The organism is Silvania sp. (assembly GCF_051656365.1).
Taxonomy (GTDB): domain Bacteria; phylum Pseudomonadota; class Gammaproteobacteria; order Enterobacterales; family Enterobacteriaceae; genus Enterobacter; species Enterobacter hatchlandensis.
This window is the reverse complement of sequence record NZ_JBOGBT010000112.1, coordinates 1-21,372: the sequence shown is the minus strand read 5'-3', so window position 1 is coordinate 21,372 and position 21,372 is coordinate 1. Positions and strand designations below refer to the sequence as shown.

General features: G+C 56.4%; 22 protein-coding genes. 18 read left to right on the top strand and 4 right to left on the bottom strand.

Annotated features, from left to right (window positions below; all coding sequences use genetic code 11):
- Positions 1-92: 92 nt before the first annotated feature.
- Together rpoH and livJ are read left to right on the top strand one after the other, a co-directional pair.
- On the top strand, positions 93-950 hold the full coding sequence (gene rpoH / locus ACRDD5_RS22420; protein ID WP_271282619.1) for an RNA polymerase sigma factor RpoH: 858 nt from the start codon (positions 93-95) through the stop codon (positions 948-950).
- A gap of 298 nt (positions 951-1,248) precedes the next feature.
- Positions 1,249-2,349 carry a branched chain amino acid ABC transporter substrate-binding protein LivJ gene (livJ, locus tag ACRDD5_RS22415; RefSeq protein WP_271282618.1) on the top strand — a complete coding sequence of 367 codons (1,101 nt, stop codon included), beginning with the start codon at positions 1,249-1,251 and terminating at the stop codon, positions 2,347-2,349.
- A 98-nt stretch (positions 2,350-2,447) separates the two neighbouring features.
- Here livJ and panM read toward each other — a convergent pair whose 3' ends face one another.
- Positions 2,448-2,834: an aspartate 1-decarboxylase autocleavage activator PanM gene (panM, locus tag ACRDD5_RS22410; protein WP_438678036.1), complete on the bottom strand. Its 387-nt coding sequence runs from the start codon at positions 2,832-2,834 to the stop codon at positions 2,448-2,450.
- Positions 2,835-3,258: 424 nt separating this feature from the next.
- Between panM and livK the strand changes: the two genes are divergently transcribed.
- The 10 genes from livK (at position 3,259) to ugpQ (ending at position 13,308) form a co-directional block, all read left to right on the top strand.
- Positions 3,259-4,368, top strand: coding sequence for a high-affinity branched-chain amino acid ABC transporter substrate-binding protein LivK (gene livK, locus ACRDD5_RS22405; RefSeq protein WP_438678035.1), 1,110 nt, complete (start codon positions 3,259-3,261; stop codon positions 4,366-4,368).
- Positions 4,369-4,418: 50 nt separating this feature from the next.
- Positions 4,419-5,345, top strand: a complete 927-nt coding sequence (livH, locus tag ACRDD5_RS22400; protein WP_040078237.1) for a high-affinity branched-chain amino acid ABC transporter permease LivH — start codon at positions 4,419-4,421, stop codon at positions 5,343-5,345.
- Entirely contained in the window at positions 5,342-6,619 is a 1,278-nt protein-coding gene (locus ACRDD5_RS22395) for a high-affinity branched-chain amino acid ABC transporter permease LivM (protein WP_271282615.1), read from the top strand. Before livH ends, ACRDD5_RS22395 begins: the two co-directional genes overlap by 4 nt.
- Positions 6,616-7,383, top strand: coding sequence for a high-affinity branched-chain amino acid ABC transporter ATP-binding protein LivG (gene livG, locus ACRDD5_RS22390; protein WP_271282614.1), 768 nt, complete (start codon positions 6,616-6,618; stop codon positions 7,381-7,383). The genes ACRDD5_RS22395 and livG overlap by 4 nt, the downstream gene beginning before the upstream one ends.
- A 1-nt stretch (position 7,384) precedes the next feature.
- A complete protein-coding gene (gene livF, locus ACRDD5_RS22385) occupies positions 7,385-8,098 on the top strand; it encodes a high-affinity branched-chain amino acid ABC transporter ATP-binding protein LivF (protein WP_271282613.1) in 714 nt (237 codons plus the stop codon).
- 255 nt (positions 8,099-8,353) lie between these two features.
- On the top strand, positions 8,354-9,670 hold the full coding sequence (ugpB, locus tag ACRDD5_RS22380; protein ID WP_271282612.1) for a sn-glycerol-3-phosphate ABC transporter substrate-binding protein UgpB: 1,317 nt from the start codon (positions 8,354-8,356) through the stop codon (positions 9,668-9,670).
- Positions 9,671-9,769: 99 nt separating this feature from the next.
- Positions 9,770-10,657 (top strand): sn-glycerol-3-phosphate ABC transporter permease UgpA, encoded by an 888-nt coding sequence (gene ugpA / locus ACRDD5_RS22375; RefSeq protein WP_438678034.1) that lies wholly within the window; start codon positions 9,770-9,772, stop codon positions 10,655-10,657.
- Positions 10,654-11,499 carry a sn-glycerol-3-phosphate ABC transporter permease UgpE gene (gene ugpE, locus ACRDD5_RS22370; RefSeq protein WP_271282610.1) on the top strand — a complete coding sequence of 282 codons (846 nt, stop codon included), beginning with the start codon at positions 10,654-10,656 and terminating at the stop codon, positions 11,497-11,499. Before ugpA ends, ugpE begins: the two co-directional genes overlap by 4 nt.
- Position 11,500: 1 nt before the next feature.
- A complete protein-coding gene (locus tag ACRDD5_RS22365) occupies positions 11,501-12,571 on the top strand; it encodes a sn-glycerol-3-phosphate import ATP-binding protein UgpC (RefSeq protein WP_271282609.1) in 1,071 nt (356 codons plus the stop codon).
- On the top strand, positions 12,568-13,308 hold the full coding sequence (gene ugpQ / locus ACRDD5_RS22360) for a glycerophosphodiester phosphodiesterase (RefSeq protein ID WP_438678033.1): 741 nt from the start codon (positions 12,568-12,570) through the stop codon (positions 13,306-13,308). Before ACRDD5_RS22365 ends, ugpQ begins: the two co-directional genes overlap by 4 nt.
- On the opposite strand, the gene ACRDD5_RS22355 is transcribed toward ugpQ, so the two are convergent.
- Complete coding sequence (locus tag ACRDD5_RS22355) at positions 13,305-13,694, bottom strand: DUF2756 family protein (protein ID WP_438678032.1); 390 nt, start codon at positions 13,692-13,694, stop codon at positions 13,305-13,307. The two genes, ugpQ and ACRDD5_RS22355, sit on opposite strands and share 4 nt — an antisense overlap.
- A 122-nt stretch (positions 13,695-13,816) precedes the next feature.
- Between ACRDD5_RS22355 and ggt the strand changes: the two genes are divergently transcribed.
- Complete coding sequence (gene ggt, locus ACRDD5_RS22350) at positions 13,817-15,562, top strand: gamma-glutamyltransferase (protein WP_438678031.1); 1,746 nt, start codon at positions 13,817-13,819, stop codon at positions 15,560-15,562.
- 54 nt (positions 15,563-15,616) lie between these two features.
- Here ggt and yhhY read toward each other — a convergent pair whose 3' ends face one another.
- Entirely contained in the window at positions 15,617-16,105 is a 489-nt protein-coding gene (gene yhhY, locus ACRDD5_RS22345) for an N-acetyltransferase (RefSeq protein WP_438678030.1), read from the bottom strand.
- 218 nt (positions 16,106-16,323) lie between these two features.
- Positions 16,324-16,974 carry a bactofilin family protein gene (locus tag ACRDD5_RS22340; protein ID WP_438678029.1) on the bottom strand — a complete coding sequence of 217 codons (651 nt, stop codon included), beginning with the start codon at positions 16,972-16,974 and terminating at the stop codon, positions 16,324-16,326.
- 171 nt (positions 16,975-17,145) lie between these two features.
- Between ACRDD5_RS22340 and ACRDD5_RS22335 the strand changes: the two genes are divergently transcribed.
- From ACRDD5_RS22335 to ACRDD5_RS22315, 5 genes are all read left to right on the top strand, one after another.
- Positions 17,146-18,183 (top strand): oxidoreductase, encoded by a 1,038-nt coding sequence (locus ACRDD5_RS22335; RefSeq protein ID WP_438678028.1) that lies wholly within the window; start codon positions 17,146-17,148, stop codon positions 18,181-18,183.
- A 123-nt stretch (positions 18,184-18,306) separates the two neighbouring features.
- Positions 18,307-19,002: a pirin family protein gene (locus ACRDD5_RS22330; RefSeq protein WP_271282602.1), complete on the top strand. Its 696-nt coding sequence runs from the start codon at positions 18,307-18,309 to the stop codon at positions 19,000-19,002.
- A 99-nt stretch (positions 19,003-19,101) separates the two neighbouring features.
- The gene (gene gntR, locus ACRDD5_RS22325) at positions 19,102-20,097 is read left to right on the top strand and encodes a gluconate operon transcriptional repressor GntR (RefSeq protein ID WP_271282601.1); all 996 of its coding nucleotides are present in this window, start codon (positions 19,102-19,104) and stop codon (positions 20,095-20,097) included.
- Between the two features lie 126 nt (positions 20,098-20,223).
- Positions 20,224-20,751 (top strand): gluconokinase, encoded by a 528-nt coding sequence (gntK, locus tag ACRDD5_RS22320; protein WP_271282600.1) that lies wholly within the window; start codon positions 20,224-20,226, stop codon positions 20,749-20,751.
- Positions 20,752-20,754: 3 nt separating this feature from the next.
- A partial coding sequence (locus ACRDD5_RS22315) for a GntT/GntP/DsdX family permease (RefSeq protein WP_438678027.1) occupies positions 20,755-21,372 on the top strand: 618 nt, incomplete at its 3' end.

The following is a 21,372-nucleotide window of genomic DNA, read 5'->3' as shown; positions in this document are numbered from 1 at the left end:
GTGAATGATATTCTCGTTGCTCGTTAGTTCTGGCATGTTCGTTGCCTGATGGGGACAAACCGCCGCCAGAAGAAATAGATTGAGAGGAATGAATGACCAAAGAAATGCAAACTTTAGCTTTAGCCCCTGTTGGTAACCTGGAGTCTTACATCCGGGCCGCTAACACCTGGCCGATGTTGACGGCTGAGGAAGAAAAGGAGCTCGCTGAAAAGCTGCATTACCAGGGCTGCCTGGAATCAGCTAAGACGCTGATCCTGTCTCACCTGCGCTTTGTTGTTCACGTTGCTCGTAATTACTCGGGCTACGGCCTGCCGCAGGCGGATCTGATTCAGGAAGGTAACATCGGCCTGATGAAGGCGGTGCGCCGCTTCAATCCGGAAGTGGGTGTGCGTCTGGTCTCCTTCGCCGTGCACTGGATCAAAGCCGAAATCCACGAATACGTGCTGCGTAACTGGCGTATCGTGAAAGTGGCCACCACCAAAGCACAGCGTAAGCTGTTCTTTAACCTGCGTAAAACCAAGCAGCGTCTGGGCTGGTTCAATCAGGACGAAGTCGAAATGGTGGCGCGCGAGCTGGGTGTTTCCAGCAAAGACGTGCGCGAAATGGAATCCCGCATGGCGGCGCAGGACATGACATTTGATATGTCATCTGACGACGATGCGTCGGATAGCCAGCCAATGGCACCGGTTCTGTATCTGCAGGATAAATCGTCTAACTTTGCTGACGGCATTGAAGACGACAACTGGGAAGAGCAGGCCGCCAACAAGCTGAGCTTCGCGATGGAAGGTCTCGACGAGCGCAGCCAGGACATTATCCGCGCCCGCTGGCTGGACGAAGACAACAAGTCCACGCTGCAGGAACTGGCCGACCGCTACGGCGTCTCCGCTGAGCGTGTGCGTCAGCTTGAAAAGAACGCCATGAAAAAACTTCGCGCCGCTATCGAAGCGTAATTTTCGCGAAGTCTCCCGCAAACCCTCGAATGCACATTCGGGGGTTTTGTTTTTTTAGCGCCTGACCGGGCGTTATCCCCTCTTCTGGCAAACACTTACCGTTGCGCTGTGCGCTGACTCGTTAAAGCCTCGCTTACCTTATATACATTTCAAAATAGCTATTCCAAATAGATAAAAATGGGGTATGTTTTAGCAGAGTATGCTGAAAAGGCGCGCACGGCAGACGCATAAACGAAATAAAGCGCCATAAAACAACACCACAACACAAGTTATAACCATAACAATGGGGATTCTCAGGATGAACAAGAAGGGTAAAGCATTACTGGCAGGATGTATGGCGTTGGCATTCAGCACCATGGCTCAGGCTGATATTAAAGTGGCTGTCGTGGGCGCCATGTCCGGTCCGGTAGCGCAGTACGGCGACCAGGAGTTCACAGGTGCAGAACAGGCGGTGGCCGACATTAATGCCAAGGGCGGTATCAAAGGCGAAAAACTGCAGATCGTAAAATATGATGATGCCTGTGACCCGAAACAAGCGGTTGCCGTAGCCAACAAAGTGGTTAACGATGGCATCAAATACGTTATCGGCCACCTGTGTTCCTCTTCCACCCAGCCTGCGTCTGACATCTATGAAGACGAAGGTATTCTGATGATCACGCCAGCGGCGACCGCGCCGGAGCTGACCGCGCGTGGCTATAAGCTGACGCTGCGTACCACCGGTCTGGACTCCGACCAGGGCCCAACCGCCGCGAAGTATATCGTTGATAAAGTGAAGCCAAAGCGCATCGCCATTGTTCATGATAAACAGCAGTACGGTGAAGGCCTGGCGCGCTCCGTGCAGGACAACCTGAAAAAAGCTAATGCCACTGTGGTGTTCTTCGATGGTATTACCGCCGGTGAGAAAGATTTCTCTACCCTGGTGGCGCGCCTGAAGAAAGAGAATATCGATTTCGTTTACTACGGCGGTTACCACCCGGAGATGGGCCAGATCCTGCGTCAGGCGCGTGCAGCCGGTCTGAAAACCCAGTTCATGGGGCCGGAAGGCGTAGCGAACGTTTCCCTGTCTAACATCGCCGGTGAATCTGCCGAAGGCCTGCTGGTGACCAAGCCGAAGAACTACGATCAGGTTCCGGCGAACAAACCGATCGTGGATGCGATCAAAGCTAAGAAACAGGATCCAAGCGGCGCATTCGTGTGGACCACCTACGCGGCACTGCAATCCCTGCAGGCGGGCCTGAACCAGTCAGCCGATCCGGCTGAAATCGCGACCTGGCTGAAAGCGAACTCTGTTGAAACCGTCATGGGCCCGCTGTCCTGGGATCAGAAGGGCGATCTGAAAGGCTTTGAGTTCGGCGTGTTCGACTGGCATGCGGATGGCACTGCCACCGACGCGAAATAAGAGCAAACAACTACCCCTCACCCTAACCCTCTCCCCATAGGGGAGAGGGGACTGCTCGGTGCGGTCTTTTAGAGGGGAACTGGCCGCACAAAATTCTGTTAACAACGCCGCTCCCAACCACTCTCCCGCTCCACAAACCCCAGCGCCTGCATAAAAGCCGTCATCACAGCGCGGTCTTCCACGCCGACATCCGCCATCCACCACGAAGCCACGCTCGGGTTATCGCGAAGCACTTCTTCAATCAAATATTGCCCCACGCCGCGACGACGGGTGACCTCCCGCACGCGCAGGGAGTCCAGCGCCCCCTGAGTGCCGCTCAGGGTGATCCGCACCGCCCCGAGCAAACGTTCGTTAAAGCGTGCGGCATAGATACGATGAGTGTCATCCACCGTGAGCGAGGAGGGGGAATATTCCGGCCAGATTTTACCCAGATCGATATGATCCTGGGAGCTAAAGTTCACCAGACGGTGGATGGTCAGTTTCATTAGCTGCGTGTCCAAATCAAAAAGAGTGTTGGCAGTGTACTCAATTTATTCAGCCAGACGCTTCCACTTTTTAAATCCATTCTCTAGCTGATTACTTTTTTAGCAGTCAAAAGCGCAGCCATAAAACGCAGGGATCGAAAAATAAGCAGAATATTAACCTTCAAGGCAGTGTTTTATTCCGCTCTTTGTACCGTTATTTTATGCTGCAAACCGGACTTTTATTTGTTTATCTCTGGCAAATTTCAGAATATTATCTTTGCTTAATCGCCTGAAATATAGAGATTTTAGTCTGGCTTTTGCTAAAAAACCTCGCTAAACCATTAAAGGCACTGGTAAAAATAGCGTTGTTCATTAAAAGTACAGAATGCTTTTTAACCATAATAAAACAAAATATAAACATCACGTCATGAATGGGGATTCAGAAATGAAAATGAACGCGAAAGCAATAATCGCGGGCATGGTTGCACTGGCGATTTCGCAGGCAGCAATGGCAGACGATATTAAAGTTGCTGTGGTAGGCGCGATGTCCGGCCCTGTTGCCCAGTGGGGCGATATGGAGTTCAACGGCGCGCGCCAGGCAATTAAAGACATCAACGCTAAAGGTGGCATTAAGGGCGACAAACTGGTTGCCGTGGAATATGACGATGCCTGCGATCCAAAACAGGCCGTGGCCGTTGCCAACAAAATTGTTAACGATGGCATTCAGTATGTGATTGGCCATCTCTGCTCTTCATCCACTCAGCCTGCGTCTGACATCTATGAAGATGAAGGCATTCTGATGATCACCCCAGGGGCCACCAATCCGGAGCTGACGCAGCGCGGTTATCAGAACATCATGCGCACCGCAGGTCTGGACTCCTCTCAGGGGCCGACTGCCGCGAAATACATCATCGAAAAAGTGAAGCCGCAGCGCATCGCGATTATTCACGATAAGCAGCAATACGGCGAAGGGCTGGCCCGCTCGGTGCAGGACGGCCTGAAAAAAGGCGGCGCTAACGTAGTCTTCTTCGACGGCATTACCGCGGGCGAGAAAGATTTCTCGGCGCTGCTGGCCCGTCTGCAGAAAGAGAATATCGACTTTGTGTACTACGGTGGTTACTACCCGGAAATGGGTCAGATGCTGCGTCAGGCGCGCTCGGTCGGTCTGAAAACCCAGTTTATGGGGCCAGAAGGCGTGGGTAATGCGTCGCTGTCCAACATTGCGGGCGATGCGGGCGAAGGCATGCTGGTAACGATGCCAAAACGCTATGACCAGGATCCGGCGAACAACGCTATCGTGGAAGCGCTGAAAGCACAGAAGAAAGACGCAAGTGGTCCGTACGTCTGGATCACCTATGCCGCCGTGCAGTCTCTGGCCACCGCCATGGATCGTACCGGCAGCAAAGCGCCACAGGATCTGATCAAAGATTTAAAAGCACACGGGGCAGACACCGTGATTGGGCCGCTGAACTGGGACGAGAAAGGCGATCTGAAGGGATTTGAGTTTGGAGTCTTCCAGTGGCACGCCGACGGATCATCCTCGGTCGCCAAATAATCACTATCCCACCGTCCGGCATGACCGGGCGGGTTCAGAAAGGTTAATTTATGTCCGAGCAGTTTCTCTATTTCCTGCAGCAGATGTTTAACGGCGTCACGCTGGGAAGCACCTATGCACTGATCGCCATCGGCTACACGATGGTGTACGGCATTATCGGCATGATCAACTTCGCCCACGGCGAGGTGTATATGATCGGCAGCTATGTCTCCTTTATGATTATCGCCGCCCTAATGATGATGGGGATCGACAGCAGCTGGCTGCTGGTGGCCGCCGGATTTGTTGGGGCGATTGTGATTGCCAGCGCCTACGGCTGGAGCATCGAACGGGTGGCCTATCGCCCGGTGCGCAGCTCCAAGCGTCTGATCGCGCTGATCTCCGCCATCGGGATGTCCATCTTCCTGCAAAACTACGTCAGCCTGACCGAAGGGTCGCGCGACGTGGCGCTGCCGAGCCTGTTTAATGGCCAGTGGATTGTTGGTGCCAGCGAAAACTTCTCGGCATCGATTACCACCATGCAGCTGGTTATCTGGATTGTGACCTTCCTGGCGATGCTGGCTCTGACGATCTTCATCCGTTACTCCCGCATGGGCCGCGCCTGTCGCGCCTGTGCCGAAGACCTGAAGATGGCAAGCCTGCTCGGCATTAACACCGACCGCGTGATCGCCCTGACCTTTGTCATTGGTGCGGCGATGGCGGCAGTGGCAGGTGTACTGCTCGGCCAGTTCTACGGCGTAATCAACCCGTACATCGGCTTTATGGCCGGGATGAAAGCCTTCACCGCAGCGGTTCTCGGCGGGATCGGCAGTATTCCAGGGGCGATGATCGGTGGCCTGATTCTGGGCGTGGCTGAAGCGCTCTCCTCTGCCTACCTGAGCACCGAATATAAAGACGTGGTCTCCTTCGCGCTGCTGATTCTGGTGCTGCTGGTGATGCCGACCGGTATTCTGGGCCGTCCGGAGGTAGAGAAAGTATGAAACCGATGCATTTTGCGATGGCGCTGCTCTCTGCTGCCATGTTCCTGCTGCTGGCGGGCGTCTTTATGGGCGTTCAACTGGAACTCAGCGGGACTAAACTGGTGGTGGATGTGGCGTCTGATATCCGCTGGCAGTGGGTGTTTGTCGGTACCGCAGTGGTGTTTCTGTTCCAGCTGCTGCGTCCGCTTTTCCAGAAGGCACTGAAAAACGTCTCCGGGCCGAAGGTTGTGCTGCCTGCTATCGACGGTTCGACCGTTAAGCAGAAGCTGTTCCTGGTGGCGCTGCTGGTGGCCGCTGTCGCCTGGCCGTTTATGGTCTCGCGCGGCACGGTGGATATCGCCACCCTGACCATGATTTACGTGATCCTCGGCCTCGGCCTGAACGTCGTGGTGGGGCTGTCCGGCCTGCTGGTGCTGGGCTACGGCGGGTTCTACGCCATTGGCGCTTACACCTTCGCGCTGCTGAATCACTATTACGGTCTCGGCTTCTGGACCTGTCTGCCGCTGGCAGGATTGGTGTCTGCTGCTGCCGGTTTCCTGCTCGGCTTCCCGGTACTGCGCCTGCGCGGTGACTATCTGGCGATTGTGACGTTAGGCTTCGGTGAAATCGTCCGCATCCTGCTGCTTAACAACACCGAAGTGACCGGCGGCCCGAACGGGATCAGCCAGATCCCGAAACCGACCTTCTTCGGCCTGGAGTTCAGCCGTTCTGCCCGTGAAGGCGGCTGGGATACCTTCAGCAACTTCTTCGGCATGAAGTATGACCCATCCGACCGCGTGATCTGGCTGTATCTGGTGGCGCTGCTGCTGGTGGTGTTCACTCTGTTCGTGATTAACCGCCTGCTGCGTATGCCGTTGGGCCGTGCGTGGGAAGCGCTGCGCGAGGATGAAATCGCCTGCCGCTCCCTGGGCCTGAACCCAACCCGCATCAAGCTGACCGCCTTTACCATCAGCGCCGCGTTTGCCGGTTTCGCCGGAACGCTGTTTGCCGCGCGCCAGGGCTTCGTCAGCCCGGAATCGTTCACCTTTGCCGAGTCGGCGTTTGTGCTGGCGATTGTGGTGCTCGGCGGGATGGGCTCGCAGTTCGCGGTTATTCTTGCGGCAATCCTGCTGGTGGTGTCCCGCGAGCTGATGCGTGACTTTAACGAATACAGCATGTTGATGCTGGGCGGCCTGATGGTACTGATGATGATCTGGCGTCCGCAGGGCTTACTGCCGATGACCCGTCCACAGCTGAAACTGAAAAACGGGCAAGCCAAAGGAGAGCAGGCATGAGTCAGCCATTATTATCCGTTAACGGCCTGATGATGCGTTTTGGCGGCCTGCTGGCGGTCAACAACGTGTCGCTGGACCTGCATCCGAAAGAGATCGTCTCGCTGATTGGCCCTAACGGGGCCGGGAAAACCACGGTCTTCAACTGCCTGACCGGTTTCTACAAGCCGACCGGCGGCACCATTATGCTGCGCGACAAGCACCTCGAAGGGCTGCCGGGTCAGCAGATCGCCCGCATGGGCGTGGTGCGTACCTTCCAGCACGTGCGGCTGTTCCGTGAAATGACGGTGATTGAAAACCTGCTGGTGGCACAGCACCAGCAGCTGAAAACCGGCGTCTTCTCCGGCCTGCTGAAAACTCCGGCCTTCCGCCGGGCGCAGGACGAAGCGCTGGACCGCGCCGCCACCTGGCTCGACCGTATCGGTCTTCTGCAACACGCTAACCGCCAGGCCAGCAACCTCGCTTATGGCGATCAGCGTCGTCTGGAGATTATCCGCTGCATGGTGACCCAGCCGGAAATCCTGATGCTCGACGAACCGGCCGCCGGGCTGAACCCGAAAGAGACCAAAGAGCTGGATGAGCTGATCGTCGAGCTGCGCGACCATCACGACACCACCATCCTGCTGATTGAGCATGATATGAAGCTGGTGATGGGCATTTCGGATCGCATCTACGTGGTGAACCAGGGCACGCCGCTGGCAAACGGCACCCCGGAAGAGATTCGCAATAACCCGGACGTAATCCGCGCTTATTTAGGTGAAGCATAAGATGGAAAAAGCGATGTTAACGTTCGACAATGTGAGCGCCCATTACGGCAAGATCCAGGCGCTGCACGACGTCAGCCTGCATATCAATCAGGGTGAGATTGTGACCCTGATCGGTGCCAACGGCGCAGGCAAAACTACGCTGCTGGGCACCCTGTGCGGCGATCCGCGTGCGACCAGCGGGCGGATCGTGTTTGATGGCAAAGACATTACCGACTGGCAGACGGCCAAAATCATGCGCGAAGCAGTGGCGATTGTCCCGGAAGGGCGTCGCGTGTTCTCGCGGATGACGGTGGAAGAAAACCTGGCGATGGGCGGCTTCTTTGCCGAACGCGAGCAGTTTCAGACCCGCATCAAGCGTGTATACGAACTGTTCCCGCGCCTGTTTGAACGCCGCATTCAGCGGGCGGGCACCATGTCCGGCGGTGAGCAGCAGATGCTGGCGATCGGCCGTGCGCTGATGAGCCAGCCACGTCTGCTGCTGCTGGATGAGCCGTCGCTCGGTCTGGCGCCGATCATCATTCAGCAGATCTTCGACACCATCGAGCAGCTCAGGAGCGAAGGGATGACCATCTTCCTCGTGGAGCAGAACGCCAACCAGGCGCTGAAACTCGCGGATCGCGGCTACGTGCTGGAAAACGGTCGCGTGGTGCTGGAAGACACCGGCGACGCGCTGCTGGCGAACGAGGCGGTGCGCAGCGCCTACCTGGGCGGATAAAAAAGCAAAAAGGCAACGCAAGTTGCCTTTTTTTTGTGTCTGCACCCTTTCCCTGTGGGAGAGGGTCGGGGTGAGGGCACCAGACCAAACCCCACGCCACCCCTCACACCCTTCATATTTCCATCATCCCCCTGACGCCTTGTTGTCATCTCTCTGTAAACAAACGGTTATTTTTCTGTCATTCGCGCATGTCATGTTACCTCGCGAGCATAAAACGCGTGATATCGCGCATCCGGCACAATAAGAGAGATGACAATGACATCGTTACGACACACAGCTTTGGGTCTGGCAGTTGGTCTGGCTTTTGCGACGAATGCAATGGCTGTCACCAGCATTCCGTTCTGGCATTCCATGGAAGGGGAGTTGGGTAAAGAAGTTGACTCCCTGGCGCAGCGTTTCAACGACACCCATCCGGATTACAAAATTGTGCCGGTATACAAAGGTAACTACGAGCAGAGCCTGAGCGCGGGTATCGCCGCTTTCCGTACCGGCAACGCCCCGGCGCTGCTGCAGGTTTATGAAGTGGGCACCGCCACCATGATGGCGTCGAAAGCCATTAAGCCGGTGTACGAAGTGTTCAAAGATGCGGGCATTAACTTCGACGAATCGCAGTTTGTGCCAACCGTCTCCGGTTATTACACCGATTCCAAAACCGGGCATCTGCTGTCCCAGCCGTTTAACAGCTCCACTCCGGTGCTCTATTACAACAAAGACGCCTTCAAGAAAGCCGGTTTAGACCCGGAGCAGCCGCCAAAAACCTGGCAGGACCTGGCCGCGTACACCGCTAAGCTGAAAGCAGCGGGCATGAAATGCGGCTACGCCAGCGGCTGGCAGGGCTGGATCCAGATCGAAAACTTCAGCGCCTGGCACGGCCTGCCGGTGGCGACCAAAAACAACGGCTTTGACGGGACCGACGCGGTACTGGAGTTCAACAAGCCGGAGCAGGTGAAGCACATTGCGCTGCTGCAGGAACTGAACAAGAAAGGCGATTTCAGCTACTTCGGGCGTAAAGACGAATCTACCGAGAAGTTCTACAGCGGCGACTGCGCCATCACCACCGCCTCGTCCGGCTCGCTGGCGGATATCCGTCACTATGCCAAATTCAACTACGGCGTGGGCATGATGCCTTACGACGCTGACGCCAAAGGCGCACCGCAGAACGCCATCATCGGCGGCGCGAGCCTGTGGGTGATGCAGGGCAAAGACAACGGCACCTACAAAGGCGTAGCGGAGTTCCTCGACTTCCTGGCGAAGCCGGAAAACGCCGCCGAGTGGCACCAGAAGACCGGCTACCTGCCGATCACCAAAGCCGCGTATGACCTGACCCGCGAGCAGGGCTTCTATGACAAAAACCCAGGGGCGGATATCGCCACTCGTCAGATGCTGAACAAGCCGCCGATGCCGTACACCAAAGGGATGCGTCTGGGCAACATGCCGCAGATCCGTACCATCGTTGATGAAGAGCTGGAAAGCGTCTGGACCGGTAAGAAAGCGCCACAGCAGGCGCTGGATTCCGCGGTCGAGCGTGGTAATCAGCTGCTGCGCCGCTTTGAGCAGTCAACGAAGTCTTAATTTCATACCTGACCCCTCACCCTAACCCTCTCCCCATAGGGGAGAGGGGACTGCACGGAGCGGTCTTTTGAGGGGAAAAATCAACTACAGAGCTAAACTATGTCCTCATCCCGTCCGGTGTTCCGTTCCCGCTGGCTGCCGTACCTGCTGGTCGCGCCACAGCTGGCGATCACCGTTATCTTCTTTATCTGGCCTGCGGGCGAAGCGCTATGGTATTCGGTGCAAAGCGTCGATCCGTTTGGGCTGTCGAGTCAGTTTGTCGGCCTGGATAATTTTGCTGCCCTGTGGCACGACAGCTACTACCTGGATTCCTTCTGGACGACCATGAAGTTCAGCGCCCTGGTCACCATCAGCGGCCTGGGCGTATCACTGTTTTTTGCCGCGCTGGTGGATTACGTAGTGCGCGGCAGCCGTATTTACCAGACTCTGATGCTGCTGCCCTACGCCGTGGCCCCCGCCGTGGCCGCCGTGCTGTGGATCTTCCTCTTTAACCCAGGACGCGGGCTGATAACCCATCTCCTCGGGGAATTGGGTTACGACTGGAACCACGCCCAGAACAGCGGCCAGGCCATGTTCCTGGTGGTGTTCGCCTCGGTGTGGAAGCAGATCAGCTACAACTTTCTGTTCTTCTTTGCCGCTCTGCAGTCTATTCCGCGCTCGCTGGTGGAAGCCGCTGCCATTGACGGTGCCGGCCCGGTCCGCCGCTTCTTCAAGCTGGCGCTGCCGCTGATTGCCCCGGTGAGTTTTTTCCTGCTGGTGGTCAACCTGGTGTACGCCTTCTTCGACACCTTCCCGGTCATCGACGCCGCCACCGCCGGCGGCCCGGTGCAGGCAACCACCACGCTTATCTACAAGATCTACCGCGAAGGCTTTGCCGGGCTGGATCTGTCGGCTTCTGCCGCCCAGTCGGTAGTGCTGATGGGGCTGGTGATTGTCCTGACGGTGGTGCAGTTCCGCTATGTCGAAAGTAAGGTGCGCTACCAATGATCGAGAACCGTCGCGGGCTGACGATTTTCAGCCACACCATGCTGATCCTCGGCATTCTGGTGATCCTGTTCCCGCTATACGTGGCGTTTGTTGCCGCAACGCTGGATCGCAGCGCCGTGTTTGAAACGCCGATGACGCTGATCCCCGGCGGCCATCTGTTTGAAAACATGAAAACCATCTGGACTCAGGGCGTGGGGGTCAACAGCGCCCCCTTCTGGCTGATGATGCTCAACAGCTTCATCATGGCGTTTGGCATTACGGTGGGCAAAATCGTGGTGTCGATGCTCTCGGCCTTCGCCATCGTCTGGTTCCGCTTTCCGCTGCGCAATCTGTTCTTCTGGATGATCTTTATCACCCTGATGCTGCCGGTCGAAGTGCGGATCTTCCCGACGGTAGAGGTGATCGCCAACCTCGGGATGCTCGACAGCTATGCAGGCTTAACCCTGCCGCTGATGGCCTCGGCGACCGCCACCTTCCTGTTCCGCCAGTTCTTTATGACCCTGCCGGACGAGTTGATTGAAGCGGCGCGCATTGACGGGGCTTCGCCGATGCGCTTTTTCCGCGACATCGTGCTGCCGCTCTCCCGCACCAACCTTGCGGCACTGTTCGTGATCACCTTTATCTACGGCTGGAACCAGTACCTGTGGCCGCTGCTGATTGTGCAGGACGTCAATCTCGGCACCGCCGTGGCGGGCATCAAAGGGATGATCTCCACCGGCGAAGGCACCACCCTCTGGAACCAGGTGATGGCGGCGATGCTGCTCACCCTTATCCCACCCGTCGTCATAGTTTTAGCCATGCAGCGCGCCTTTGTTCGCGGCCTGGTCGATAGCGAGAAATAAAATGGCAGGATTAAAATTACAGGCAGTCACCAAAAGCTGGGATGGCAAAACCCAGGTTATTCAGCCGTTAACGCTCGACGTGGCGGACGGGGAGTTTATTGTGATGGTTGGCCCGTCCGGCTGCGGTAAATCCACCCTGCTGCGGATGGTGGCGGGGCTGGAGCGGGTGACCAGCGGCGATATCTGGATCGACCGCCAGCGGGTGACCGAGATGGAGCCGAAAGACAGAGGCATTGCGATGGTGTTCCAGAACTATGCGCTTTATCCGCACATGAGCGTGGAAGAGAACATGGCCTGGGGGCTGAAAATTCGCGGGATGGGAAAAGGCCATATCGAGGAGCGCGTCAAAGAGGCGGCGCGCATTCTGGAGCTGGATGGGTTGCTGAAGCGCCGTCCGCGCGAGCTGTCCGGCGGCCAGCGCCAGCGCGTGGCGATGGGCCGCGCTATCGTGCGCGATCCGGCGGTATTCCTGTTCGATGAACCGCTCTCTAACCTCGACGCCAAACTGCGCGTGCAGATGCGCCTTGAGCTGCAGCACCTGCATCGGCGTCTGAAAACCACGTCGCTGTACGTTACCCACGATCAGGTGGAGGCGATGACCCTCGCCCAGCGCGTGATGGTCATGAACAAAGGCATTGCCGAGCAGATTGGCACTCCTGTGGAAGTGTATGAAAAGCCCGCCAGCCGTTTTGTGGCGAGCTTTATCGGCAGCCCGGCGATGAACCTGCTGGAGGGCCGCATCAGCAGTTCGGGCACCCACTTTGAGCTGGAGAGCGGCATGGCGCTGCCGGTGAACTGGTTCTATCGCGGTTACGCCGGGCGCAAGATGACCCTCGGTATCCGCCCGGAACATATTGCGCTAAGCTCGCAGGCGGAAGGTGGGGTGCCGCTGGTCATGGACACCCTTGAGATGCTGGGCGCCGACAACCTGGCGCACGGACGCTGGGGCGAGCAGAAGCTGGTGGTGCGCATGTCGCATCAGGAGCGCCCGCAAGCAGGCAGCACGCTGTGGCTGCATCTGCCAGAAAATCACCTGCACTTATTCGATGGTGAAACAGGACAACGCGTATGAGTAACTGGCCTTATCCCCACATCGTCGCCCACCGGGGCGGCGGTAAACTGGCGCCGGAGAACACCCTGGCAGCGATTGACGTTGGCGCGCACTACGGCCACACAATGATTGAGTTCGACGCCAAGCTGTCGCAGGACGGCGAAATCTTCCTGCTGCACGACGATAACCTCGAACGCACCAGCAACGGCTGGGGCGTGGCGGGGGCGCTGCCGTGGCGCGATCTGCTGAAGGTCGACGCCGGGAGCTGGTTTGGCAAGGAATTTAGAGGCGAGCCGCTGCCGCTGCTGGCCGAGGTGGCCGATCGCTGTCGTCAGCATGGCATGATGGCGAATATTGAGATCAAACCCACGACCGGCAGCGGGCCGCTTACAGGTAAAGTGATTGCCCTGGCGGCGCGCGAGCTGTGGGAAGGTATGCCCGCCCCGCTGCTGTCGTCGTTTGAGATCGACGCGCTGGAAGCAGCGCAGGCGGCAGCCCCTGAGCTGCCGCGCGGGCTATTGTTGGATGAGTGGCGTGACGACTGGCGCGCACTGACCGCGCGGCTGGGCTGCGTGTCTATCCACCTCAATCACCGCTTGCTGGATGAAGCCCGGGTGCACGAAATCAAGGCCACCGGATTACGCATCCTGGTCTATACCGTCAACCAACCCCAGCGCGCAGCTGAACTGCTGGGCTGGGGTGTGGACTGCATCTGTACCGATGCCATTGCGCTGATTGGCCCGGACTTTCAGCCCTAAGGGTTATTCAGCATGCCACCGTTTTGCTGAGGCTGCTGCTGCGGCAGCATATGTTGCTGCTGCATCCCGCCGCCCGAAGACGTCCCCCCGCTCAGCATGCTGCCATTGGTGTTGGGTAATACCTGCACCCCTGGCTGGCTCTGTTGGACGCGCTGGGTATTGTTATTGATCTGCGTCTGCAGATGCTGCTGCTGCGTACGGGTCTGCGTCTGCATCTGCTGATTTAGCATCCGGCTTTGCTGCTGCTGCTGAACTTGCATTTCGTTCTGCATCCGCTGCTGGCTGGGGTTTTGATAGCCCGGCTGGTTGGGATTGTTCAGGGTGTTAATCGGCTGCGCGAACAGGGTAAACGGCAGTAGCGCCGCAACAAGAATCAGTTTTTTCATGATTGTTTCCTCCGTCTGAGGCCTTCTTCAAGTTTACCTCGGATCCGCCAGTACAATGATTTTTTAAGAGTTATGAACCAGGCTTAAGCGGGAGCGTGAGTCCCTGTACCTGGAGAATAACAATGATTAAACCAACGTTTATACGCTGGATCGCCATCGCTGCCCTGATGGCAGGCAGCACGTTTAGCGTGGCAGCCACTCCCCCGGCGGCGGCGCCCGTCTCGTATGGGGTGGAGGAAGATGTGTTCCATCCCGTGCGGGCGGAGAAGGGGATGGTTGCCTCGGTGGATGCTCTCGCCACCCAGGTGGGGGTGGATATCCTCAAGCAGGGCGGGAATGCCGTGGATGCGGCAGTAGCGGTGGGCTATGCGCTGGCGGTGACGCACCCGCAGGCGGGTAACCTCGGCGGCGGCGGATTTATGATGCTACGCACCAAAGATGGCGTCACCACGGCGATCGACTTCCGCGAGATGGCCCCGAATCAGGCGACGCGCGACATGTTCCTCGACGATCAGGGTAATGCGGACAGCAAAAAATCACTCACCTCCCATCTGGCAACCGGCACCCCGGGCACCGTGGCTGGATTCTCGCTGGCGCTGGATAAATACGGCACCCTGCCGCTGAACAAAGTGGTGCAGCCTGCCATCAAGCTGGCGCGTGACGGTTTTATGGTCAACGATGCGCTGGCCGACGATCTGAAAACCTACGGCAGCGAAGTGCTTCCCAACCACGAGAACAGTAAGGCGATCTTCTGGAAAGACGGCGAGCCGCTGAAAAAGGGCGACAAGCTGGTGCAGGCCAACCTTGCGAAAAGCCTGGAGATGATTGCCGAAAACGGCCCGGATGCCTTCTATAAAGGGGGGATTGCCGACCAGATCGCCGACGAGATGAAGAAGAACAGCGGGCTGATCACCAAAGCCGATCTCGCCGAATACAAAGCCGTGGAGCGTAAGCCAATCAGCGGGGATTATCGCGGTTATCAGGTGTTCTCTATGCCGCCACCGTCTTCCGGTGGGATCCACATCGTGCAGATCCTCAACATTCTCGAAAACTTCGATATGCACAAATTTGGCTTCGGCAGCGCGGATACGATGCAGGTGATGGCCGAGGCGGAAAAATATGCCTATGCCGACCGCTCGGAGTATTTGGGCGATCCGGATTTCGTCAAAGTCCCCTGGCAGGCGCTGACCGACAAAGCCTATGCCAAATCCCTTGCCGATCAGATCGACATCAATAAAGCCAAACCGTCGAGCGAGATCCGCCCCGGCAAGCTGGCACCCTATGAAAGTAACCAGACCACCCACTTCTCGGTGGTGGATAAAGACGGTAATGCGGTGGCGGTGACCTATACCCTGAACACCACCTTCGGCACCGGGATTGTCGCCGGTAACAGCGGCATTCTGCTTAACAACGAGATGGATGATTTCTCTGCCAAACCGGGCGTACCGAACGTCTATGGTCTGGTGGGCGGGGATGCCAACGCCGTCGGGCCGAAGAAGCGTCCGCTGTCGTCGATGTCACCGACCATTGTGGTAAAAGATGGCAAAACCTGGCTGGTGACCGGTAGCCCTGGCGGGAGCCGTATTATCACCACCGTGTTGCAAATGGTGGTCAACAGCGTTGATTTTGGGATGAACGTGGCAGAAGCCACCAACGCGCCGCGCTTCCATCATCAGTGGCTGCCGGACGAGCTTCGGGTGGAAAAAGGCTTTAGCCCCGATACCCTGAAGCTGCTTGAGCAGCGTGGGCAAAAAGTGGCGGTGAAAGAGGCGATGGGCAGTACGCAGAGCATTATGGTCGGGCCGGATGGCGCGCTGTACGGTGCGTCGGATCCGCGTTCGGTGGATGATTTGACGGCGGGGTACTGAATTTTCCCCTCTCCCCTATGGGGAGAGGGTTTTAGGGTGAGGGGCAAAAATTAACTACTTCATCCGCGCCATATACAAGGCATCCACATACTCGCCGTTGCGCAGGGCGAATTTTTTGCCGGTGCCTTCCGTTTCAAAACCAAACTTTCGATACAGCGCCAGCGCTGACGGGTTATCGGCAAATACCGTTAGCTCAATACGTTCAATGCGCAGCCAGTTATCGCACAGGTTGACCATTTCGCGCATTAATGCGCTGCCCACTCCGCGCCCCTGAGCATGCGCCGCGACGCTGATGCCAAAAGTGGCCACATGGCTGCGCCGTGGATTCGACTCGACCTGGAGGGCCAGATCGCCAACAACGATATCGTCGATGCAGGCGACCAGCCGCCGCTGTCCAGGTTTGACCAACAGACGTTCCTGCCACATTTCCAGCGAGGGATGAGGTAGTTGTAGCGTGTCGTGATACACCCCCGGATGCATATAGTTCTGGCGTAAAGCGTCGGCATCTTTCGGTTCAGCGTGGCGTATCACTATCTCACTCATTCCTTCGTTCCTCTGTGGGTTAATATCCTTTTCAACATCGTTGACTTTAAAAGTTGAGTCAACCGCCTTTTTTTGCAAAAAGTACTGGACAAGTGCGAATGAGAATGATTATTATTGCCTTGCATTCAGGAAGTCCGCGACGGAAACCTGAAAGCACGACATTGCTCACATTGCTTCCAGTATTACTTTAGCCAGCTTAACGCTGGCTTTTTTTTTGCTCAAAGCGGGTGGATGTGTACGTCAACCAGCGTGTCAGGTGCGATTTCTTTCATCAGACCTACCACGTTGTTCTTTTCTGCAACGACGGGTAAAACCTCCGCCTGACCGGAAAACGAGCCGCCTTTTTTAACGGCCAGCGTGCGGTAGGCCAAAGTACCCGTGACCTGACCATGCTCACAGATTTCAACCATATCGCTGCTGCACTGGCCGATCACCTTGCCATCGATAATCAGCTCCCGGCAAGTGATGTTCCCCTCAACCAGACCCCCACGCATGACTTTTATCAGGCTCTCTTTGGAATCGATATTTCCGTTCAGCGTGCCGTGAACGTAGACATGGCCGCCGGAAACAATGTTGCCTTCAACGCACACGTCGCTGGCAATGACGGTGGTGCCGTGTTTCTCGATGACGGTGGGCTCTTTTTCGCTGGCCGGGGCCGGTGGCATAAACTCGGCTGGCTTGTCCATTTCGATAATTTTCGTCTTTTTAAACATGATATTAACCTGATAAAGGAGAAGGGGGATCGCGAAGGCCGCCAGGCTCAATGCAGCGAACAGCCACGCAAGAGGGGGTACGTTGAGGCACCAGGCGATGAGCGCAAGCAGCCATAAGAGGAGCGCACTGTTTAAGGTGAGATATTTTCTTTCCATAGAAAATGAGCGCGACTCCTTTCGCGAGCATGTGTTTTGGCCGTCTCCTTATCCTGATAATTTCCCTCAGGATCAAGGTTCACGCCGCCATTTTAGGATTCGTTATAGAAATATATTTCGCCGCCGGGTTGCGCTATGGTGAAAGCAGGGACATTAGCCAGGAATAACATCATGACACTGCACTGCGCATTTATTGGATTTGGTAAAAGCACCACCCGGTACCACCTTCCGTATGTTCTGAACCGCAAAGCGAGCTGGCATGTGGCGCATATTTTCCGCCGCCAACCGAAGCCGGACGAGCAGCACCCGCAGTATTCCCATATTCATTTCACCAGCGATCTCAATGAGGTGCTGAACGACCCGCAGGTCAAGCTGGTGATCGTCTGCACTCATGCAGACAGCCATTTTGAGTATGCGAAACGCGCCCTTGAGGCGGGTAAAAACGTGCTGGTGGAAAAGCCCTTCACCCCAACGCTCGCTGAAGCAAAAACGCTGTTCGAGCTGGCTAAGCGCAAAGGGCTAACCGTCACGCCGTACCAGAACCGTCGCTTCGATACCTGCTTCCTGACCGCTAAAAAAGCCATTGAGAGCGGCAAGCTGGGCGAGATCGTCGAAATCGAAAGCCACTTTGATTACTACCGTCCGGTGGCTGAAACCAAGCCTGGCCTGCCGCAGGATGGTTCTTTCTATGGGCTGGGCGTCCATACCATGGACCAGATTATCTCCCTGTTTGGCCGCCCGGATCATGTGGCCTACGACATCCGCAGCCTGCGTAATAAAGCCAACCCGGACGATACCTTTGAAGCGCAGTTGTTCTTCGGTGACCTGAAGGCGATCGTTAAAACCAGCCACCTGGTGAAGACCGACTACCCGAAATTTATCGTGCATGGCACCAAGGGCTCGTTTATCAAATACGGCATCGACCAGCAGGAGACCAGCCTGAAAGCCAATATCATGCCGGGCGACACGGGGTTTGCGGCGGATGATTCCGTTGGCCTGCTGGAGTACCTCAACGCCGAAGGCATTACGGTCAAAGAAGCGATCAAACCGGACACTGGCGACTACGGCCAGGTCTACGATGCGTTGTTCGAGACGCTGACCAACGGCGCGCCAAATTACGTCAAGGAAACTGAAGTTCTGACCAACCTGGAAATCCTTGAACGGGCCTTTGAGCAGGCCTCTCCTGCCACGGTAACCCTTGCCAGATAAGCCTGTCCGACTCCTCTGAACTTGTTCACAATTTTTGAACAGAGGAGTCAATTTTCACCCTCTATGATCCCAGGTCGATTGCGTCCACACTTACTCCATCGAAACGAACTGAGGGTAAAAACGATGATCTTCTTACGCAAAGCAAACGATCGCGGTCACGCAAATCATGGCTGGCTGGACTCATGGCACAGCTTCTCGTTCGCTGATTATTATGACCCGAATTTTATGGGCTTCTCGGCGCTGCGGGTGATTAACGATGACGTGATCGACGCAGGCCAGGGCTTTGGTACTCACCCGCACAAAGACATGGAAATCCTGACTTACGTGTTGGAAGGGGCGGTTGAGCATCAGGACAGCATGGGCAACAAAGAGCAGGTTCCGGCGGGTGAGTTCCAGATTATGACGGCAGGTACCGGGGTGCGTCACTCGGAATACAACCCGAGCAAAACGGAAAAACTGCACCTGTATCAAATCTGGATCATTCCAGAAGAAAAAGGCATCACCCCGCGCTACGAGCAGCGTCGTTTTGACGCAGAGCAGGGCAAACAGCTGGTGCTGTCGCCGGATGCGCGTGACGGCTCGCTGAAAGTGCATCAGGACATGGAGCTGTACCGCTGGGCGCTGGCGAAAGACGAACAGTCTGTGCATCAGATTGCCGCGAACCGCAAAGTGTGGATTCAGGTGGTAAAAGGTGACGTCACCATTAACGGCACCAAAGCCACCACCAGCGATGGTCTGGCGATCTGGGACGAGCAGGCAATTTCCATTCATGCCGACAGCGCGGCTGAAGTACTGCTTTTTGATCTGCCGCCAGTTTAATTACAAATAAATGTCCAGCCTTCCCTTCTGGCAGGGGAGGGTTGGGCTTTGTCCGTGATAAACTGAGGAAATCTATTACTACCGATCTCCCTCTGGACGATGAAAAAGAAAAGACCCGTACTTCAGGATGTAGCCGATCGCGTCGGTGTGACTAAAATGACGGTCAGCCGTTTTTTACGTAACCCGGAGCAGGTTTCCGTGGCATTGCGTGGCAAGATCGCTGCAGCTCTCGATGAACTGGGTTATATCCCCAACCGCGCCCCGGATATTCTCTCCAATGCGACCAGCCGTGCGGTGGGCGTTCTGCTTCCTTCTCTGACCAACCAGGTTTTCGCCGAAGTGCTGCGCGGTATTGAAAGTGTGACCGATGCCTTTGGCTATCAGACCATGCTTGCCCACTACGGTTACAAGCCGGAACTGGAAGAGGAACGTCTGGAGTCGATGCTTTCCTGGAACATTGACGGCCTGATCCTTACCGAACGTACTCACACCGCGCGCACTTTGAAGATGATTGAAGTGGCGGGCATTCCGGTGGTCGAGCTGATGGACAGTCAGTCGCCGTGCCTGGATATTGCCGTCGGGTTCGATAACTTCGAAGCAGCACGCCAGATGACAGCGGCAATCATTGCCCGCGGCCATCGCCATGTCGCCTATCTTGGCGCACGTCTGGACGAACGTACTATCATCAAACAGAAGGGATACGAGCAGGCGATGCTTGATGCCAACTTAACCCCGTATAGCGTGATGGTCGAACAATCCTCCTCCTACACCTCGGGCATTGAGCTGATGCGTCAGGCCCGTCGCGAGTACCCGCAGCTTGACGGCATCTTCTGTACCAACGATGACCTCGCGGTGGGCGCCGCTTTCGAATGTCAGCGACTGGGGCTTTCCATCCCGGGTGATATGGCGATTGCCGGTTTCCACGGTCATGATATCGGCCAGGTGATGGAACCGCGTCTGGCGAGCGTCCTGACGCCGCGTGAACGCATGGGACGCATCGGTGCTGAACGTCTGCTGGCGCGCATTCGTGGCGAGACGGTGAGCCCTAAAATGTTAGATTTAGGTTTCACGCTGTCACCAGGTGGATCAATCTAGTCTGACAAATTTGAACTAGCTCACACTTATTCACTTCGCGCACGTTTGGATATTGCTTCTCTTTTGCCCCGGCAGGACAATGTTACCGATAACTGTTACCCGTAACAATTGACTGAGGGACTCCCTTTGAGCACGACGAATCTCGATCACCACGTTTACGTCCTGATGGGCGTTTCCGGTAGCGGTAAATCTGCCGTGGCCAGCGAAGTGGCGCATCAACTCCATGCCGCGTTTCTTGATGGTGACTTCCTCCATCCGCGCAGCAACATCAACAAAATGGCCTCCGGCGAACCGCTGAACGACGACGATCGTAAACCCTGGCTACAGGCGCTGAACGATGCGGCGTTTGCTATGCAGCGCACCAATAAAGTGTCGCTGATTGTCTGTTCTGCGCTGAAAAAAACCTATCGTGACCAGCTGCGTGAAGGCAATCCGAACCTGTCATTCGTCTATCTCAAGGGTGATTTCGAGGTTATCGAAAGCCGTCTGAAAGCGCGCAAGGGGCACTTCTTCAAGACCCAGATGCTGGTTACCCAGTTCGACACGCTGCAGGAACCGGGCGCGGACGAAAGCGATGTGCTGGTGGTGAATATCGACCAGCCGTTAGACGGTGTGGTGGCGAGCACCATTGAGGTCATTAATAAAAGGCAGTAAGTTTTGAGTACTTTAACGCTTGTTTTGACAGCAGTCGGCTCCGTGCTGTTACTGCTGTTTTTAGTGATGAAGGCACGTATGCACGCCTTCGTCGCTTTGATGGTGGTATCTATTGGTGCAGGTCTCTTTTCCGGAATGCCGCTCGAGAAAATCGCGGCGACCATGGAAAAAGGGATGGGCGGTACGCTGGGATTCCTGGCGATTGTGGTCGCGCTGGGCGCGATGTTTGGCAAGATCCTGCATGAAACCGGCGCGGTCGATCAGATCGCCGTCAAAATGTTGAAATCTTTCGGTCACAGCCGGGCGCACTATGCCATTGGTCTGGCGGGTCTTATCTGCGCGCTGCCGCTGTTCTTTGAAGTGGCGGTGGTGTTGCTGATTAGCGTGGCCTTCTCTATGGCACGCCATACCGGCACTAACCTGGTGAAGCTGGTGATCCCGCTGTTTGCAGGCGTTGCCGCCGCAGCGGCGTTCCTGCTGCCGGGGCCTGCGCCAATGCTGCTGGCTTCCCAGATGCACGCTGACTTTGGCTGGATGATCCTGATTGGCCTGTGTGCGGCAATTCCGGGAATGATTATTGCCGGGCCGCTGTGGGGTAATTTCATCAGCCGCTACGTGGAG

Excerpts from the sequence above, each read along its gene's own strand:
- ACRDD5_RS22365 (WP_271282609.1), top strand. The coding sequence starts at position 11,501 with ATGGCAGGATTAAAATTACAGGCAGTCACCAAAAGCTGGGATGGCAAA.
- rpoH (WP_271282619.1), top strand. The coding sequence starts at position 93 with ATGACCAAAGAAATGCAAACTTTAGCTTTAGCCCCTGTTGGTAACCTG.
- livF (WP_271282613.1), top strand. The coding sequence starts at position 7,385 with ATGGAAAAAGCGATGTTAACGTTCGACAATGTGAGCGCCCATTACGGC.
- livG (WP_271282614.1), top strand. The coding sequence starts at position 6,616 with ATGAGTCAGCCATTATTATCCGTTAACGGCCTGATGATGCGTTTTGGC.
- ugpQ (WP_438678033.1), top strand. The coding sequence starts at position 12,568 with ATGAGTAACTGGCCTTATCCCCACATCGTCGCCCACCGGGGCGGCGGT.
- ACRDD5_RS22330 (WP_271282602.1), top strand. The coding sequence starts at position 18,307 with ATGATCTTCTTACGCAAAGCAAACGATCGCGGTCACGCAAATCATGGC.
- ugpB (WP_271282612.1), top strand. The coding sequence starts at position 8,354 with ATGACATCGTTACGACACACAGCTTTGGGTCTGGCAGTTGGTCTGGCT.
- livK (WP_438678035.1), top strand. The coding sequence starts at position 3,259 with ATGAAAATGAACGCGAAAGCAATAATCGCGGGCATGGTTGCACTGGCG.
- ugpA (WP_438678034.1), top strand. The coding sequence starts at position 9,770 with ATGTCCTCATCCCGTCCGGTGTTCCGTTCCCGCTGGCTGCCGTACCTG.
- ACRDD5_RS22340 (WP_438678029.1), bottom strand. The coding sequence starts at position 16,974 with ATGGAAAGAAAATATCTCACCTTAAACAGTGCGCTCCTCTTATGGCTG.
- ACRDD5_RS22395 (WP_271282615.1), top strand. The coding sequence starts at position 5,342 with ATGAAACCGATGCATTTTGCGATGGCGCTGCTCTCTGCTGCCATGTTC.
- livJ (WP_271282618.1), top strand. The coding sequence starts at position 1,249 with ATGAACAAGAAGGGTAAAGCATTACTGGCAGGATGTATGGCGTTGGCA.
- ACRDD5_RS22355 (WP_438678032.1), bottom strand. The coding sequence starts at position 13,694 with ATGAAAAAACTGATTCTTGTTGCGGCGCTACTGCCGTTTACCCTGTTC.
- ACRDD5_RS22335 (WP_438678028.1), top strand. The coding sequence starts at position 17,146 with ATGACACTGCACTGCGCATTTATTGGATTTGGTAAAAGCACCACCCGG.
- ugpE (WP_271282610.1), top strand. The coding sequence starts at position 10,654 with ATGATCGAGAACCGTCGCGGGCTGACGATTTTCAGCCACACCATGCTG.
- panM (WP_438678036.1), bottom strand. The coding sequence starts at position 2,834 with ATGAAACTGACCATCCACCGTCTGGTGAACTTTAGCTCCCAGGATCAT.
- livH (WP_040078237.1), top strand. The coding sequence starts at position 4,419 with ATGTCCGAGCAGTTTCTCTATTTCCTGCAGCAGATGTTTAACGGCGTC.
- gntR (WP_271282601.1), top strand. The coding sequence starts at position 19,102 with ATGAAAAAGAAAAGACCCGTACTTCAGGATGTAGCCGATCGCGTCGGT.
- ggt (WP_438678031.1), top strand. The coding sequence starts at position 13,817 with ATGATTAAACCAACGTTTATACGCTGGATCGCCATCGCTGCCCTGATG.
- yhhY (WP_438678030.1), bottom strand. The coding sequence starts at position 16,105 with ATGAGTGAGATAGTGATACGCCACGCTGAACCGAAAGATGCCGACGCT.